Source organism: Streptomyces sp. NPDC041796 (genome assembly GCF_055590785.1).
Genome location: NZ_JBVJAH010000010.1, coordinates 55,460 through 70,945 on the forward strand (window position 1 = coordinate 55,460; position 15,486 = coordinate 70,945).

At 70.7% G+C, this 15,486-nt stretch carries 12 protein-coding genes and 1 riboswitch; of the genes, 2 read left to right on the top strand and 10 right to left on the bottom strand.

Annotated elements, in window-relative coordinates; genetic code table 11:
- Window positions 1-354 precede the first annotated feature (354 nt).
- A complete protein-coding gene (locus ACZ6C1_RS21255) occupies window positions 355-1,125 on the top strand; it encodes an ABC transporter ATP-binding protein (protein WP_469242693.1) in 771 nt (256 codons plus the stop codon).
- A gap of 92 nt (window positions 1,126-1,217) precedes the next feature.
- Window positions 1,218-3,746: an ABC transporter permease gene (locus tag ACZ6C1_RS21260; RefSeq protein ID WP_469242695.1), complete on the top strand. Its 2,529-nt coding sequence runs from the start codon at window positions 1,218-1,220 to the stop codon at window positions 3,744-3,746.
- Window positions 3,747-3,818: 72 nt separating this feature from the next.
- Here ACZ6C1_RS21260 and ACZ6C1_RS21265 read toward each other — a convergent pair whose 3' ends face one another.
- From ACZ6C1_RS21265 to ACZ6C1_RS21310, 10 genes are all read right to left on the bottom strand, one after another.
- A complete protein-coding gene (locus tag ACZ6C1_RS21265; protein ID WP_469242697.1) occupies window positions 3,819-5,126 on the bottom strand; it encodes a class I SAM-dependent methyltransferase in 1,308 nt (435 codons plus the stop codon).
- Between the two features lie 318 nt (window positions 5,127-5,444).
- Window positions 5,445-6,824, bottom strand: a complete 1,380-nt coding sequence (locus ACZ6C1_RS21270; RefSeq protein WP_469242699.1) for an NAD(P)/FAD-dependent oxidoreductase — start codon at window positions 6,822-6,824, stop codon at window positions 5,445-5,447.
- 370 nt (window positions 6,825-7,194) lie between these two features.
- The gene (locus ACZ6C1_RS21275; protein WP_469242701.1) at window positions 7,195-8,109 is read right to left on the bottom strand and encodes a Ppx/GppA phosphatase family protein; all 915 of its coding nucleotides are present in this window, start codon (window positions 8,107-8,109) and stop codon (window positions 7,195-7,197) included.
- On the bottom strand, window positions 8,106-8,642 hold the full coding sequence (locus tag ACZ6C1_RS21280) for a DUF501 domain-containing protein (protein WP_469242703.1): 537 nt from the start codon (window positions 8,640-8,642) through the stop codon (window positions 8,106-8,108). The genes ACZ6C1_RS21275 and ACZ6C1_RS21280 overlap by 4 nt, the downstream gene beginning before the upstream one ends.
- 14 nt (window positions 8,643-8,656) lie before the next feature.
- Complete coding sequence (locus ACZ6C1_RS21285) at window positions 8,657-9,127, bottom strand: FtsB family cell division protein (protein ID WP_469242705.1); 471 nt, start codon at window positions 9,125-9,127, stop codon at window positions 8,657-8,659.
- 97 nt (window positions 9,128-9,224) lie between these two features.
- Window positions 9,225-10,505 carry a phosphopyruvate hydratase gene (eno, locus tag ACZ6C1_RS21290; RefSeq protein WP_107417901.1) on the bottom strand — a complete coding sequence of 427 codons (1,281 nt, stop codon included), beginning with the start codon at window positions 10,503-10,505 and terminating at the stop codon, window positions 9,225-9,227.
- Window positions 10,506-10,787: 282 nt separating this feature from the next.
- A complete protein-coding gene (locus ACZ6C1_RS21295; protein WP_469242707.1) occupies window positions 10,788-11,477 on the bottom strand; it encodes a transglycosylase family protein in 690 nt (229 codons plus the stop codon).
- A 3-nt stretch (window positions 11,478-11,480) separates the two neighbouring features.
- A riboswitch (cyclic di-AMP (ydaO/yuaA leader) is annotated at window positions 11,481-11,656 on the bottom strand.
- 254 nt (window positions 11,657-11,910) lie between these two features.
- Window positions 11,911-12,822 (bottom strand): transglycosylase family protein, encoded by a 912-nt coding sequence (locus ACZ6C1_RS21300; protein ID WP_469242709.1) that lies wholly within the window; start codon window positions 12,820-12,822, stop codon window positions 11,911-11,913.
- A gap of 180 nt (window positions 12,823-13,002) precedes the next feature.
- A complete protein-coding gene (locus tag ACZ6C1_RS21305; RefSeq protein WP_469242711.1) occupies window positions 13,003-14,490 on the bottom strand; it encodes a cytochrome P450 family protein in 1,488 nt (495 codons plus the stop codon).
- Entirely contained in the window at window positions 14,487-15,479 is a 993-nt protein-coding gene (locus ACZ6C1_RS21310) for a nucleoside triphosphate pyrophosphohydrolase (protein ID WP_469242713.1), read from the bottom strand. The genes ACZ6C1_RS21305 and ACZ6C1_RS21310 overlap by 4 nt, the downstream gene beginning before the upstream one ends.
- Window positions 15,480-15,486 lie beyond the last annotated feature (7 nt).

Consider the following 15,486-nt stretch of genomic DNA (forward strand, 5'->3'; position numbering starts at 1 on the left):
GAGCCTATCGGGGCGCGTCCCCCGAACAGCGGAACGGTGGCACGATGTTGTCTTATTTTATTGACGTCTGAGTGAGCGTCAGCGCTGGTGAGCGGCGTTGCACAGCAGACTCCCGCGGCTAGCGGCCGCAAAGACGTACGCAAAGGAATGACGGAAAGTCGTCGCCCCGTGTCACCCGGTCGGTGATTCCGGGGGCGCGTCTCAGGGGTCCCGTCATACCTCAGGAGGAGGGGCGGGCCCGCCGGGTCCGACTCCAGGCGGCCCCGGATACGGGCATGCGGGCGGACGCCCGGCGGGTGCTCGACGATGACGATGGAGAGGTCCTCGAAGAACAGTCCTCGACAGGAGCCCCTCGTGACCACCACACCCACCGCTTACCGCGCCACCGCGGTAGCCGCCCGCGCCATGGATCTGTCCAAGGTCTACGGACACGGCGAGACCCAGGTGGTCGCCCTGGACCGGGTCACGGTGGACTTCCACCAGGGCGAGTTCACCGCGATCATGGGCCCCTCGGGCTCCGGCAAGTCGACGCTGATGCACTGCGTGGCCGGGCTCGACACCTTCAGCAGCGGCTCGGTGCGCATCGGTGACACGGAGCTGGGCTCCCTCAAGGACAAGCAGCTCACCCAGCTGCGGCGCGACAAGATCGGCTTCATATTCCAGGCCTTCAACCTGCTGCCGACGCTGACCGCGCAGGAGAACATCACGCTGCCCATGGACATCGCGGGGCGCAAGCCCGACAAGGAGTGGGTGAACAAGGTCATCGAGATGGTGGGCCTGTCGGGCCGGCTGGGCCACCGGCCCGCACAGCTCTCCGGCGGCCAGCAGCAGCGCGTCGCCGTGGCCCGCGCGCTGGCCTCCCGCCCCGAGATCATCTTCGGTGACGAGCCGACCGGAAACCTCGACTCCCGCTCCGGCGCCGAGGTGCTGGGCTTCCTGCGCAATTCGGTGCGCGAACTGGGCCAGACCGTGGTGATGGTCACCCACGACCCGGTCGCCGCCTCCTACGCCGACCGCGTGATCTTCCTGGCCGACGGCCGCATCGTCGACGAGATGCTGCACCCGACGGCGGACGGCGTGCTCGACCGCATGAAGGAGTTCGACGCCAAGGGCCGCACGAGCTGACGCCCCGCGGGGCGCCCGCCCCGGACTCCCCGGCCCGACCCGGACGCGCTCCGGCCCTCGCCGATCCCTCTTCACCCCAGGACTCACACCTCATGTTCCGTACTGCCTTGCGCAATGTGCTCGCGCACAAGGCCAGGCTGCTGATGACCGTGCTCGCCGTCATGCTCGGCGTCGCGTTCGTCTCCGGCACCCTGGTCTTCACCGACACCCTGTCCAACGCCTTCCGCAACCAGTCGGCCAAGAGCTACGACAACGTCGCGGTCGCCGTCACCTCCTACGCCGACGAGAACGACGCCAAGCAGGAGCCGGGCCTCTCCCAGCAGACCGTCGACAAGATCAAGAAGCTCGACGGGGTCGCCTCCGTCACCGGACGTGTGGACGGCTTCGCCGGGGTCGCCGACCCCGAGGGCAAGCTGATCGGCGTCGGCTGGTCCAACAAGGGCTCCAACTTCGCCCCCGGCAAGGACGGCAAGGACGCCGCCTACGACTTCACCGAGGGCTCCGGCCCGGTGAAGGCCGACCAGGTCGCCCTCGACAAGGACACCGCCGTCAAGGGTGAGTACAAGGTCGGCGACCGGGTGCGGGTCGCCACGAACGGCCCGGTCAAGGAGTACACCCTGGCCGGTGTCTTCACCACCGAGGACGGCGCCGTCAGCGCCGGCGGCAGCCTGGTCCTCTTCGACACCTCCGTGGCGCAGTCGCTCTACCTGAAGCCCGGCTACTACAAGGACCTGACCGTCGCCGCCGCGTCCGGCGCCGACGACGCGAAGATCCTCGACGCGGTCGAGCCGCTGATCCCGGAGAACGCCGAGGCCAAGACGGGCACCGCGCTCGCCGACGAGCAGGCGAAGATGATCGAGGAAGAGCTCAGCAGCCTCAACCAGATGCTGCTCGGCTTCGCCGCCATCGCGCTCTTCGTCGGCGTCTTCCTGATCTCCAACACCTTCACCATGCTGGTCGCCCAGCGCACCAAGGAACTGGCGCTGATGCGCGCCGTCGGTGCCTCCCGGAAGCAGATCACCCGCTCGGTGCTGGCCGAGGCCGGTGTGGTCGGCCTGGTGGCCTCGGTGGTCGGCTTCGCCCTCGGTATCGGACTGGCGGTAGGCCTGCGCTCCGGCATGGCGGCGTTCGGCATGAAGGTGCCCGAGGGACCGCTCGTCATCGGTACGACGCCGGTACTCGCCTCGCTCGGCGTCGGTGTCCTGATCACGATGTTCGCCGCCTGGCTGCCCGGCCGCCGCGCCGCCAAGATCCCGCCGGTGGCGGCGATGAGCAGCGTCCACGCGGTGGCGACCACCAAGTCCCTGGTCGTGCGCAACTCCATCGGCGCGTTCTTCACCGCCGCGGGCGCGGCGCTGATCGTGGCGGGTGCCGCGGCCGGCTCCGACGGCCGGATGCTCATCGCGGGCGGTGCCTTCCTCGCACTGATCGGTGTGATCGTGCTCATCCCGCTGCTGTCCCGCCCGATCATCGCCCTCGTACGGCCGCTCATGATCAGCGCGTTCGGGGTCTCCGGCAAGCTGGCCGCGCAGAACGCGGTCCGCAACCCGCGCCGCACCGGTGCCACCGCCTCCGCGCTGGCCATCGGCCTGACGCTGGTCACGGGACTGTCGGTGCTGGGCGTCACGGTCGGCACGGCGCTGGACAAGATGACCACGGACCAGCTCAAGGCCGACTACACCGTCGCCATGGCCAGCGGCGGCTACCTCGACCAGTCCGCGCTGGCCGCGCTGGAGAAGGCTCCGGGTACCACGGCGGTCTCGCCGCAGCAGGCCACGTACTTCGACGTCGAGGACAACTGGGTGTCGGCTTCGGCCATCACCCCGGGTGACGTCGAGCGGGTCCTCAACGTGGAGCTGGTGGACGGCTCGCTGGCTTCGCTCGGCAAGGGACAGCTGGCGGTCGCCGAGAAGACGGCCGAGAAGCAGGGCTGGAAGGTCGGTGAGACCCTGCCGGTCACCTTCGCCGACAAGAAGAAGGGCAAGCTGACCGTCGGCGCGGTCTACAAGGACAGCGAGCTGCTCTCGCCGGTGCTGGTGGACACCAAGGTCGTCGCCCCGCACGAGGTGAAGCCGTACATCCGGCAGGTCTTCGTGAACATGGACGGCGGTGAGTCCGCCGCGAACGAGAAGGCGCTGGTCGACGCCCTCGGCAAGAACCCCGCGATCAACGTGATGGACAAGCAGGACGTCCGCGACCAGTTCGGCGGCATGATCAACATGATGCTGAACATCATGTACGGCCTGCTGGCGATGGCGCTGATCATCGCGGTGCTGGGTGTCGTCAACACCCTGGCGATGTCCGTCTTCGAGCGGCAGCAGGAGATCGGCATGCTGCGGGCGATCGGTCTGGACCGCCGCCGGGTGAAGCGGATGGTGCGGCTGGAGGCCGTGGTCATCTCGGTCTTCGGCGCGGTGGTCGGTATCGGCCTCGGCTCGTTCCTGGGCTGGGCCATCGGCCAGACCATCAAGTCGAACATCCCGGGTTACGCGCTGGTCATCCCGTGGGACCGGATCGGGATCTTCCTGGGCCTGGCGGCCCTGGTGGGCGTCCTGGCCGCGATGTGGCCGGCGCGCAGCGCGGCGAGGCTGAACATGCTGAACGCCATCAAGGCCGAGTAGCCGCAGTCCCGCAAAGGGCCGTGGAGAGGTGAGGGCCGGGTTCCCGTTCGCGGGAGCCCGGCCCTCGGCGTGTCAGCGGTCCGGTCGCTCGGTCCACGCCCTCGGGCGCAGCGGGAGGCCGGAGACGCCGTCCTCCGGGGTCCGTACGGCGAGCACCTGGTTGACGCCGATGCGGTTGCGTTCGAAGGAGACGGCGGAGGCGGCCATGTAGAGGCGCCAGACGCGTGCCCGGCCCGGGGAGGTGAACCGCTCGGCCTCGGCCCGGTTGTCCTCCAGGTTGGCCACCCACTGCCGCAGGGTGAGGGCGTAGTGCTCACGGATGGCCTCGACGTCGCGCACCTCGAACCCGGCGTCCTCGAGGGCGCCGACGGTGCGGCCGACGGGCGCGAGTTCGCCGTCGGGGAAGACGTACCGGTCGATGAAGTCGTCGACGCGGTAGGCGGCTTCGTTCTTCTCGGGGCGGCGGGAGATCTGGTGGTTCAGGAGCCGGCCGCCGGGCTTGAGCAGGGCGTACAGGTCGTCGGCGTACTCGCGGTAGCGGACCTGCCCGACGTGCTCGGCCATGCCGATGGACGAGATCGCGTCGTACGGCCCGTCCTTGACGTCCCGGTAGTCCTGGACCCGGATCTCGACCAGGTCGGTCAGGCCCTCGTCGGCGACGCGTTTGCGCGCGTAGGCGGCCTGCTCGGTGGAGAGGGTGATGCCGACGACACGGGCGCCGTACCCGCGGGCGGCCTGGATGGCCATGGAGCCCCAGCCGCAGCCCACGTCGAGCAGCCGGTCGCCCTGCTTGAGGGCCAGCTTGCGGCAGACGAGGTCGAGCTTGGCGACCTGTGCCTCTTCGAGGGTGCCGTCCTCGGCCCAGTAGGCGCACGAGTAGACCATGGAGGGCCCGAGGACCAGTTCGTAGAAGTCGTTGCCGACGTCGTAGTGGTGGCTGATGGCCGCCTTGTCGCGCCGCTTGGTGTGCAGGGGGCCGGTGCGGCGCCTGACCTCCTCGGCGGGCGGCCGGGGCGGCGGCCAGGGCCCGGCGAGCTGGAGCAGGGCGCGGGCGGCGGCGCGCAATCTGGGGTCGCGTACGGGGTGCACGGAGTCCTCGGTGGTGGCGTCGCCGCGCTCCCAGACCAGGCCGGCGAGCCGGTCGAGGACCTCGTACAGGTCGCCCTCCACGTCGAGCTCACCGGCGACCCAGGCCCGCGCGAGCCCCAGCTCGCCCGGCCTCCACATCAGCCGCCGCAGTGCCCGGCGGTGGCGTACGACGAGGACGGGCGCACCGGGCGGTCCCGCTTCACTGCCGTCCCAGGCACGGATCCGGACCGGGAGCGGAACGCCCAGCAGATCCTCGGCGAGCGTGGTGAGCCGCGACGCGGCATCGGCCATGGTGCACACCTCCGTGATGAGGAGTCCCAGAAATGCTCAACACCACGAAAACACCCGGGGCGCGCGGGCGCAGTCCCGAAACGAAGCAATGCGACGGCAAAATGCGGGCCGTTCACCCTCCCCGTGCGCCCTGACGCGCCCTCAGCCCGCCGGAGGCTCTCCGGCCGGGGGCTCTCCCGGCCGGGGGCCCGCGGAAGCGCCGGGCATACGGAAGGGCCGGGCGCCGGGACCCGACAAGGCCCGGGTACGCGGAAGGGGCCGCCCGCACCACGGATGGCGGGCGGCCCCTCGACGCGGAGGTGCCTGGGAACTACCCGGTCAGGAGGCCTTGGCCTTCTCCGGCTTCGACGCGGGCGCGGCCGGGGCCGGCTTGGCGGCCTCGTAGAACTCCTCGCGCGGCGACTCTATGGCGCCGAGCGAGACGACCTCGCGCTTGAGGAACATCGCGAGCGTCCAGTCCGCGAAGACGCGGATCTTGCGGTTCCAGGTCGGCATCGCCATGCCGTGGTAGCCGCGGTGCATGTACCAGGCGAGACGGCCCTTGAGCTTGATCTTCACCTTGCCCATGACGATCATCGCGACGCCCTTGTGCAGGCCGAGACCGGCGACCGCACCCTTGTTGGCGTGGCTGTACTCCTTCTGCGGGAAGCCCCGCATGCCGGAGATCACGTTGTCGCCGAGGACCTTGGCCTGGCGCAGCGCGTGCTGGGCGTTCGGCGGGCACCAGGCGTTCTCGTTGCCGGCCTTGCGGCCGACGAGGTCCGGGACCTGGGCGTTGTCGCCGGCGGCCCAGATGTAGTCGGTGCCCTTGACCTGGAGGGTGGCGTCGCAGTCGACGTGACCGCGGGGGCCGAGCGGCAGGCCGTAGCGGGCGAGCGCCGGGTTGGGCTTCACACCGGCGGTCCACACGATGGTGTTGGAGTCGACCTCCAGGCCGTTCTTCAGCACCACGTGGCCGTCGACGCAGGAGTCCATGGACGTCGAGAGGTAGACCTCGACCCCACGGCCCTCCAGGTGCTCCTTGCCGTACGCGCCGAGCTTGGGGCCGACCTCGGGGAGGATCTTGTCCGCGGCGTCGACCAGGATGAAGCGCATGTCCTCGCGCTTCACGTTCTTGTAGTACTTGGCGGCGTCGCGGGCCAGGTCCTCGACCTCACCGATGGTCTCCGCGCCGGCGAAGCCGCCGCCCACGAAGACGAAGGTCAGCGCCTTGCGGCGGACCTCCTCATCGGTCGTCGAGTCGGCCTTGTCGAGCTGCTCGAGGACGTGGTTGCGCAGGCCGATGGCCTCCTCGATGCCCTTCATGCCGATGCCCTGCTCGGCGAGACCGGGGATCGGGAAGGTGCGGGAGATCGCACCCAGCGCGATGACCAGGTAGTCGAACGGCAGCTCGTACGACTCGCCGACGAGCGGCGCGATCGTGGCGACCTTGCGGTCCTGGTCGATGGTGGTGACCCGGCCGGTGAGTACCTCGGCCTTGGGCAGCACGCGTCGCAGCGGGACGACGACGTGCCGCGGCGAGATGCTGCCGGCGGCGGCTTCGGGCAGGAAGGGCTGGTAGGTCATGTACGACCGGGGGTCGACGACCGTGACGGTCGCCTCGCCGTAGCGCATCTTCTTGAGAATGCGCCGAGCTGCGTACAGGCCTACGTACCCACCGCCTACTACGAGGATCCTGGGACGCTCCGTGGTGCTCATGCCATCGAGTATCCACCCGGTCGAGGGGGGTCGCTCGTGCGCCCCTTCACAAGCTCCTGGGAGACCTCTGCTACACTGCGCGGCCCGCGTGACCGAGGTCATGGCGCCGCAAGGGAACCACGGTGTAACGGAAGACGTTGTTCACCCCTGTTGAACTGGGCCTGCGAGCACCTTTTAACCGTGGACCACCACCGGACTTCACACCTGCGAAACACAGACGAGGGTGGCTTCCGCGCCTGCGAAAGGGCCCCGAGGGGGGCTCCGGAGGCCGTTGAGCGGCTCCCCGACCCCCCTCGGGGCCCTTTTCCTTGTGAAGAACTTCACGAACTTTTCCGACGGGCTGTCCGGCGGCGCTCGACCGGGACGGCGATCAGACGAGCGAGAGGGCGATTCCGTCCAGAATGTCGTGTTCGGAGACGACCACCTCACGGGCCCCGATCCGGTCCATCACGGCCAGCAGGACCAGCGCTCCGGAGACGATGACGTCCACCCGGCCCGGGTGCATCACCGGGATCGCGGACCGCTCGTCGTGCGTCGCCGCCAGCAGCCGCCCCGTGACCTCGGCGACCTGCTCGTAGGAGATGCGCGACCGGTGGATCGCGGCCGAGTCGTAGGAGGTCAGCCCCAGGGCGATCGCGGCGACCGTGGTCACCGAACCGGCCAGTCCGACGAGCGTCTCCGCCTCCCGCAGCGGGACGGTCTCCTCCGCCAGGTCCAGCGCCGCCTCGACGTCGGCCCGGATCGCGGCGACCTCCGCCTCGGAGGGCGGGTCGCTGCGCACATGACGCTCGGTCAGGCGGACGCAGCCGATGTCGACCGACCGGGCGGCGCGGGCGTGCGCGGCGCCCACCACGAACTCGGTGGAGCCGCCGCCGATGTCCACGACCAGGTACTCGTCGGAGCCCGTCAGCTCCTTCGTCGCCCCGGTGAAGGAGAACTCCGCCTCCTGGTCACCGCTGATGACCTCGGGCTCCACGCCCAGGATGTCCATGACGCCCCGGACGAAGTCGTCGCGGTTCTCGGCGTCGCGCGAGGCGGAGGTCGCCACGAACCGGAGCCTCTCGGCGCCGTACTCCTTGATCACGGCGGCGTACTCGTGGCAGGCCGCGAAGGTCCGCTCCAGCGCCTCGGGCGCGAGCCGCCCGGTCCTGTCGACGCCCTGGCCCAGCCGCACGATCGTCATCCGGCGGTCCAGGTCCGTGACTTCGCCGGTCGACGGGTCGACGTCGGCGACGAGCAGACGGATGGAGTTCGTACCGCAGTCGATGGCGGCGACGCGGGTCATTCGCCGGCCTCCTCGTCCCGGTGGGCGGTGACGCAGGGGCCCTTGGCCCACCACTCCGGCAGCATCGCGATGGCCTCGTCGCCCAGCGGGTTCACCCCCGGCCCGGCGGCCAGCGAGTGGCCGACGAGCACGTGCAGGCACTTCACCCGGTCCGGCATGCCGCCGGCGCTCGGGAAGCCCTCCAGGACCTCGATGGCGTCGCGGCGCGCGATGTAGTCCTCGTGCGCCGCGCGGTAGGCGGCGGCGAGTTCCGGGTCGCTCTGGAGACGCTCGGTCATCTCCTTCATGACGCCGTTCGCCTCCAGCGTGCCGATCGCGGAGGCCGCGCGCGGGCACGTGAGGTAGTACGTCGTCGGGAACGGCGTGCCGTCGGGGAGCCGGGGCGCGGTCTCCACCACGTCCGGGTTGCCGCACGGGCAGCGGTGCGCGATGGCGCGCAGGCCGCGCGGCGGGCGGCCGAGCTGTTCCTTGAACGCCGCGACGTCCGCCTCGGTGGGCTCGGTGCGTTCGGTCTGCGGAGGGGGCGTTTCCATGCCTGCCTTGGGTTCTACTTGCGGTCGGTGCGGTCGGCGGTGTCCACGCCGTCCCAGAGGTTGGAGTACCAGGGGCGGTCGGCCGCGCCCTGGTCGGTGCGGCGCTGGCGCACCGCGTCGGGGTCGATGACCGTGTAGCCGGTCTCCCCCGGGAGTACATAGTGCAGGTGCTCCCGCGCCAGGCGCTTGATGTACGCGTCGTCCTGGAGCCGCGCCTTCTCGTCGCGCAGCCGTTCGACGCGCTCGCCCGCCTCGGCCGCCAGCCGCTCCTGCTCGGCGATCTCGGCGCGCTGGGACACCCATTGGCGCATCGGGTAGGCCAGGGCGACCACCAGCGAGCAGACGACCAGCGCGAGGAAGGCCGCGCGTCCGGTGAGCCGGGAGCGGCGGGCCTGGCGGCGGGTCTGGGAGCGGTAGACGCGGGCGGCGGTCTGCTCGCCGAGCAGTCGCAACCTGGTCGCGGTGGAGAACCGGTCCCGGGCCATGTGTTGTACCCGCCTCCCCTTGCCCGTTACGTACGTACGTCCCCGGACACGGTACGGGACCGTGGCCGGGGACGTACGTAACCCGGGCTGGGAAGGATCAGCCCTTGAAGCGCGGGAAGGCCGAGCGGCCCGCGTACACGGCGGCGTCGTCGAGGATCTCCTCGATGCGCAGCAGCTGGTTGTACTTGGCGACGCGCTCGGAGCGGGCCGGGGCGCCGGTCTTGATCTGGCCGCAGTTGGTGGCGACGGCCAGGTCGGCGATGGTGACGTCCTCGGTCTCGCCGGAGCGGTGCGACATCATGCACTTGAAGCCGTTGCGCTGGGCCATCTCGACGGCGTCGAGGGTCTCGGTCAGCGAACCGATCTGGTTGACCTTGACCAGCAGGGCGTTGGCGGCGTTCTCCTCGATGCCGCGCGCCAGGCGCTCCGGGTTGGTGACGAACAGGTCGTCGCCGACGAGCTGGACCTTGGAGCCCAGCTTCTCGGTGATGGTCTTCCAGCCGTCCCAGTCGTCCTCGAACAGCGGGTCCTCGATGGAGACCAGCGGGTACGCGTCGACGAGCTCGGCGTAGTAGTCCGTCATCTCGGCGGCCGAGCGGGACTTGCCCTCGAACTCGTAGGCGCCGTCCTTGTAGAACTCGGACGCGGCGACGTCGAGCGCCAGGGCGATGTCCTTGCCCGGGGCGTAACCGGCCTGCTTGATGGCCTCGAGGATGAGGTCGAGGGCGGCGCGGTTGGAGTCGAGGTTCGGGGCGAAGCCGCCCTCGTCGCCCAGACCCGTGGAGAGGCCCTTCTCCTTCAAGACCTTCTTCAGGGTGTGGTAGACCTCGGCGCCCCAGCGAAGGGCCTCGGAGAAGGACTCCGCGCCGATCGGAGCGATCATGAACTCCTGGATGTCCACGTTGGAGTCGGCGTGCGAGCCGCCGTTCAGGATGTTCATCATCGGAACGGGCAGCAGGTGCGCGTTCGGGCCGCCCAGGTAGCGGAAGAGCGGCAGGTCGGACGCCTCGGAGGCGGCGTGCGCGACGGCGAGGGAGACACCGAGGATGGCGTTGGCGCCGAGCGACGACTTGTCCGGGGTGGCGTCCAGGTCGAACATCGCCTGGTCGATCAGCCGCTGCTCGGTGGCGTCGTAGCCGACGAGCTCCGGGCCGATCTGTTCGATGACGGCGAGGACGGCCTTCTCGACACCCTTGCCGAGGTAGCGGTCCTTGTCACCGTCGCGGAGCTCGAGGGCCTCGAACGCTCCGGTGGAGGCACCGGACGGAACGGCAGCACGGCCGGTGCTGCCGTCGTCGAGGCCGACCTCGACCTCGACCGTGGGGTTGCCTCGGGAGTCCAGGATTTCCCGGGCTACGACGACGTCGATGGACGGCACGAGCATCTCCTTCTGGGATGTGACGCAAGATGTGACGCATGGTGGTGCAGGGTCTCTTTGGCCTTGCGGCAAGAGCCTAACCGGCCGCGGAGCCGTGACCAGCCGACGCCCGCCTCCTGGGACGAAAAAGGGCGCACGAGTCGGCATTACGGGCAAAACGACATGAAACTTACCGACGGGTAGCCAGGGTGTGCGAGGGGCCGCTCAGGAGGGCGGAACGGGAAACCCCGGCCCGGCGCGTACGGGGGAAGGACGCGCCGGACCGGGGTGGTCTCACGAGGGTCAGCTCAGGTGGAGCTGCTGGCCCGGGTAGATCAGATCGGCGTCGTCGACGATGTCCTTGTTCAGCTGGAAGAGCTTCTCCCAGCCGCCCGCGACCTTCTTCTCGGCGGCGATGGTGCTGAGGGTGTCGCCGGCCTTCACCTTGTACTCGCCGTCACCCTTCTCGACCTTCTTGCCGGTCGGGGTGGTGACGGTCTTCTTCGACTCGGCCTTGGGAGCGGCCTTGGGCGCGGTGCGCTGCTCGCTGCGCGTGGTGGGCTGCTCGGCCTTGCGCTCCGGCTGCGGCTGGGCCTGCTCGGCGCCGCCGCCGTCGTAGGAGGCGTTGGACAGGCCGACGCCGCAGTGCGGCCAGGCACCCTTGCCCTGGCCGGCGAGGACCTTCTCGGCGATCTCTATCTGCTGCGACTTGGAGGCCTGGTCGGCGGTCGGGGCGTACGCGGTGCCGCCGTAGGCGGCCCAGGTGGAGGCCGAGAACTGCAGGCCGCCGTAGTAGCCGTTGCCGGTGTTGATGGACCAGTTGCCGCCGGACTCGCACTGGGCGACCTTCTCCCACTCGGCGCCGGTGGCGGCCGAGGCGGTCGTGGCGCCCATCAGCGGGGCGGCGACGGCGGCACCGGTGATACCGGCGAACGCGACGAATCGGGCGGCCTTGGAGGGGCGACGGTGCTTGGACTTGCCGGAGAACAGCATGGGACATCTCCTCACCGACGCCTGCGAGGTGAGCTGTCGGGTTCGGGCGAGTGAGTGGCCCGGCCGCGCGGCACCGTGGTGCGCGCGGCTTCACCCCAAGCCGGTTCCATGCCATGTCTCCATGGCCGGGCCCGGCACTTACCTGGGTCCCCCGCTCCTGCCTTCGGCGCATGACGCGACGACTGTTCCCGTCGACCGGCGGCAGGATTCGGCGTTCCGGTCGAAGGGGCCCGCGGTGGCGAGCGGTCACGACCGTAGCCACAGACCTTCCCGAAGTTCAAAGACGGACATCCGGGTCAATCAGCCCTTATCCGCCCGCCATTGACGGGCGTTTACGCAGGTGAAGGGCGGATTGTGCGGTTCGGTGGGCCGTGGCCCGCCCGCCGGGCCGAAGAGATTCATGTCTCACTTACACAGAAGCGGACATACAGCCTCAGTCCTGCGGCTGATCCGTCGTCAGCTCAAGGCTCTGACCGGGGAGAATGAGGTCCGGATCGGCACCGACGGTGTCCTGGTTGGCCTCGTAGAGCGCCGACCAGCCGCCGGGGACCTTGTGCTCGTCCGCGATGACCGACAGGTTGTCGCCGGGCTGGACCGTGTACGCGCCGGGCGCGACGCTCCCCGGGTCGCGTGTCGCCCCGTCACCCCGCGAGGGGTGTCCACCGTTTTCGCGGTCGGTGGCCGAATTGCCGGTATTCGCCGGATCGGTGGGCTTGAGGGTGCTTTCGCCCTCCGGCGTGCCGGGCGTGACCGGTGCGGTGGGGTCGGCGGGGGCGGCCGGGGCCGTGGGGTCGGTCGGCTCCGTCGTCGACGCCTCCTCCTTCGCGGGCTCACCCCGGTGCTTCCCGGTCCCCGGGGCGGGGCTCTGCGGCGCGCCAGGGGTCGTCGGGGCGGGCTCGGTGGGCAGGAGGGACCCGGCCGGGTCGGACGGCTCCGACGGCTCGGGCGTGCCCGTGTCCTCGAGCGTCTCGGTCGGGTCCGCCGCCTCGGGCGTGGCCGGGGCCGTGCCCGTGGGGTCGGCGTCGGGGGAGGTGGTGGCGCCGCCCAGGCCCGCGATGGGGGCGCAGGTCTCCCACGCCTTGACGCCCGTCGCGGCGTAGACCTTCTCGGCGACGGCTATCTGCTCGGTGCGGCTGGCGAGGTCGGGGCGTGCGGCGTGGGCGAGGCCCCCGTACGACTCCCAGGTCTCCTGCGACATCTGCAGGCCGCCGTAGAAGCCGTTACCGAGGTCCGCGCTCCACATGCCGCCGGACTCGCATTCGGCCACCCGGTCCCATGTGGTGGCGTCGGCCGCCGACGCGGAACCCGCGCCGAGCAGCGGGAGCGCGATGGCGGATCCGGTCACCCCTGCCGCGACGACGATGGCGGGGGCTTGACGGGGTCGTCGGTGCCGGCCGTTCCCGGAGCGCATGCGGTGCTGCCTTTCGCGTGACTGCTGAGGTGACGGTGAACGTAGCGGCATTCGAACGCTAGTCACAAGTCGATGCAGCGGAGATTACGCGAAGATCACAGAAATGACGGAGCGTCAGTTATTGGGGGGCGCATACGGGGTGAACTCGACCGGGAGCGTACGCAGTCCCCGCATAATGAGCCCGCCACGCCACCGCAAATCGGCCGGATCCACCGCAAGCCGAAGGTCGGGCAACCGGGTCAGCAGCGTCGCCAGCGCGGTCTGCCCCTCCAGCCGGGCGAGCGGCGCGCCGAGGCAGTAGTGGATGCCGTGCCCGTACCCCAGGTGCTGGTTGTCCCGCCGCGCCAGGTCGAGCGTGTCCGGCTCGTCGAACCGCTCGGGGTCCCTGTCGGCCGCGGCGAGCACGACGAGCACGGGGTCGCCGGCCGCGATCCGCTCGCCGCCGATGGTGAGCGGCTCGGTCGCGAACCGCCACGTCGCCAGCTCCACCGGCCCGTCGTAGCGCAGCAGTTCCTCGACCCCGGTCTCCAGCAGCCCCTGCTCACCGGCGGCCAGGGAGGCCTGGAGGCGTTCACGCTGGCCGGGGTTGCGCAGCAGCGCGTAGACGCCGTTGCCGATGAGGTTGACCGTCGTCTCGAAGCCCGCGAAGAGGAGGATGAACGCCATCGCGGCGGCCTCGTTCTCGGTGAGGTGCTCGCCGTGGTCGGAGGCCTTGATGAGCCCCGAGATCAGGTCGTCCCCCGGCGTCTCGCGCTTGCGGTGGATCAGCTCCAAGAGATAGCCGCGCATCTTCTTCACCGACCGCGCGACCCCACCGCGCGGCCCGCCGCCGTGCCGGATCATCATCCCGGCCCAGTCGCGGAAGTCGTCCTGGTCCTCCCGGGGCACCCCCAGCATGTCGCAAATGGCGTAAATGGGGAGCGGGAAGGCGAACTCATGGATGAGGTCGGCGCTCCCCTTTGTAACGAAGTTGTCGATGAGCCGGTCCGTGAGCTCCTGCACACGCGGAGCGAACTCGGCCACGCGGCGGGGCGTGAACGCCTTCGACACCAGCCGGCGCAGCCGGGTGTGGTCCGGCGGGTCGATGTTGAGCAGATGCGTCATCAGCTCGGCCTTGCGCTCGCCCGGAATGCCGGTCTTGCCCTTGGCGTGCGCGGGCTCGTCGTGGTGCGCGGGGTTCTTGCTCAGCCGCTGGTCGGCCAGCGCCTGTCGCGCGTCCCCGTACCGCGTCACCAGCCACGCCTCGACCCCGCTGGGGAGCCTCGTCCGGTGCACGGGCGCGTGCTCCCGCAGCCAGGCGTAGGCGGGGTACGGATCGGTCGCGAACTCCCAGGTGAAGAGCTCGGGCGCCCCGTCCTCAGAAGTGGCCGGTACGCCGGACCGCGGGGCGCGGGCGCGCGGGGCGTCGGAGGGCGTGGGGCTGTCCGGACCGCCCTGGCCGGCCGGCTGCCCCTCCGGGGCCTCGCCCCGCGAGGCGTCCGGGGCGGCCGGGTGGCGCGGGGCGGCCGGGGTGCCCGACGGGGCGGTTTCGGAGGCGTCCGGGGCGGCTTCGGGGGTGTCCGGCGTGCTCGGGTGGGCGTTCTTGTCGTGCGGGGCGTTCACTCCTCGACGGTATCCGGCGCCGCGGGGGCCTCCGCCGCCCGGATCGCGTCGCGGTAGGCGCGACCGGCCGCGCGCAGGGCCGCCTCGGGGTCGACGCCCGCGGCCTCCGCGCGTACGGCGAGGGCCAGCAGCTCGTAGCCGATGCCGTCACCGGACGGCGGGGCGACGTCCAGACCGGCGTTGCGGACGCGGCTCGCGAGCTTCGCCACCAGGGCGAGGCCCGGCTGGCCGAGCGGGACGCCGTCCGTCACCGACGCGCGCCGCTTCTCGATCGCCTTGGTCCGCAGCCAGTGCTCCTTGACCTCCTCCGGCGTCTCGGCGCGCTCGTCGCCGAAGACGTGGGGGTGGCGGTGGATCAGCTTGTCGACGATCGTGCCGGCCACGTCGTCGATCGAGAACGGCTCCTCCTCGTGCTCCTCGGCGATCCGCGCGTGGAACACCACCTGGAGCAGGACGTCCCCGAGCTCCTCGCGCAGCTCGTCACGGTCGCCGTCCTCGATGGCCTCGACGAGCTCGTACGCCTCCTCGATGCCGTACTTGGCCAGGCCCTCGTGCGTCTGCCGCGACGACCAGGGGCATTCGCGGCGGATGCGGTCCATCACCTCGACCAGGTCCAGCAGCCGGGCGCCGGGCAGGTCGTACGAGCCGGGCAGCAGCTCCAGGTCGGGCATGGCGACCCGGCCTGAGCCCGCCATCCGGGCCAGCCCGTCCGTCAGGGCGCGGTCGCCCTCGCCGGTCGCCACGACCACCACCGCGCGGCCCCCGGCACAGAAGTCGACCAGCTCCTGCGCGGTGGGCGCGGCGATGTCCACGGCGACGCCCGCCTCGCGCAGGTACGGAAGCTGCGGGTGCGCTTCGTCGGCGCACAGGACCCGGTCGGCGTCGTGCAGTGTCCGCCACGCGGGCCAGGACAGCAGCCCGGGCGCGACGCGGTGGCTGGCGGTGAGCAGAACGATGCGGCCAGGGGTGTCGGGGGTGTCGGCGTTCACCCCTCGA

Coding starts and splice junctions, on each gene's coding strand:
- ACZ6C1_RS21260 (WP_469242695.1), top strand. CDS start 1,218: ATGTTCCGTACTGCCTTGCGCAATGTGCTCGCGCACAAGGCCAGGCTG.
- ACZ6C1_RS21265 (WP_469242697.1), bottom strand. CDS start 5,126: ATGGCCGATGCCGCGTCGCGGCTCACCACGCTCGCCGAGGATCTGCTG.
- ACZ6C1_RS21270 (WP_469242699.1), bottom strand. CDS start 6,824: ATGAGCACCACGGAGCGTCCCAGGATCCTCGTAGTAGGCGGTGGGTAC.
- ACZ6C1_RS21275 (WP_469242701.1), bottom strand. CDS start 8,109: ATGACCCGCGTCGCCGCCATCGACTGCGGTACGAACTCCATCCGTCTG.
- ACZ6C1_RS21280 (WP_469242703.1), bottom strand. CDS start 8,642: ATGGAAACGCCCCCTCCGCAGACCGAACGCACCGAGCCCACCGAGGCG.
- ACZ6C1_RS21285 (WP_469242705.1), bottom strand. CDS start 9,127: ATGGCCCGGGACCGGTTCTCCACCGCGACCAGGTTGCGACTGCTCGGC.
- ACZ6C1_RS21295 (WP_469242707.1), bottom strand. CDS start 11,477: ATGCTGTTCTCCGGCAAGTCCAAGCACCGTCGCCCCTCCAAGGCCGCC.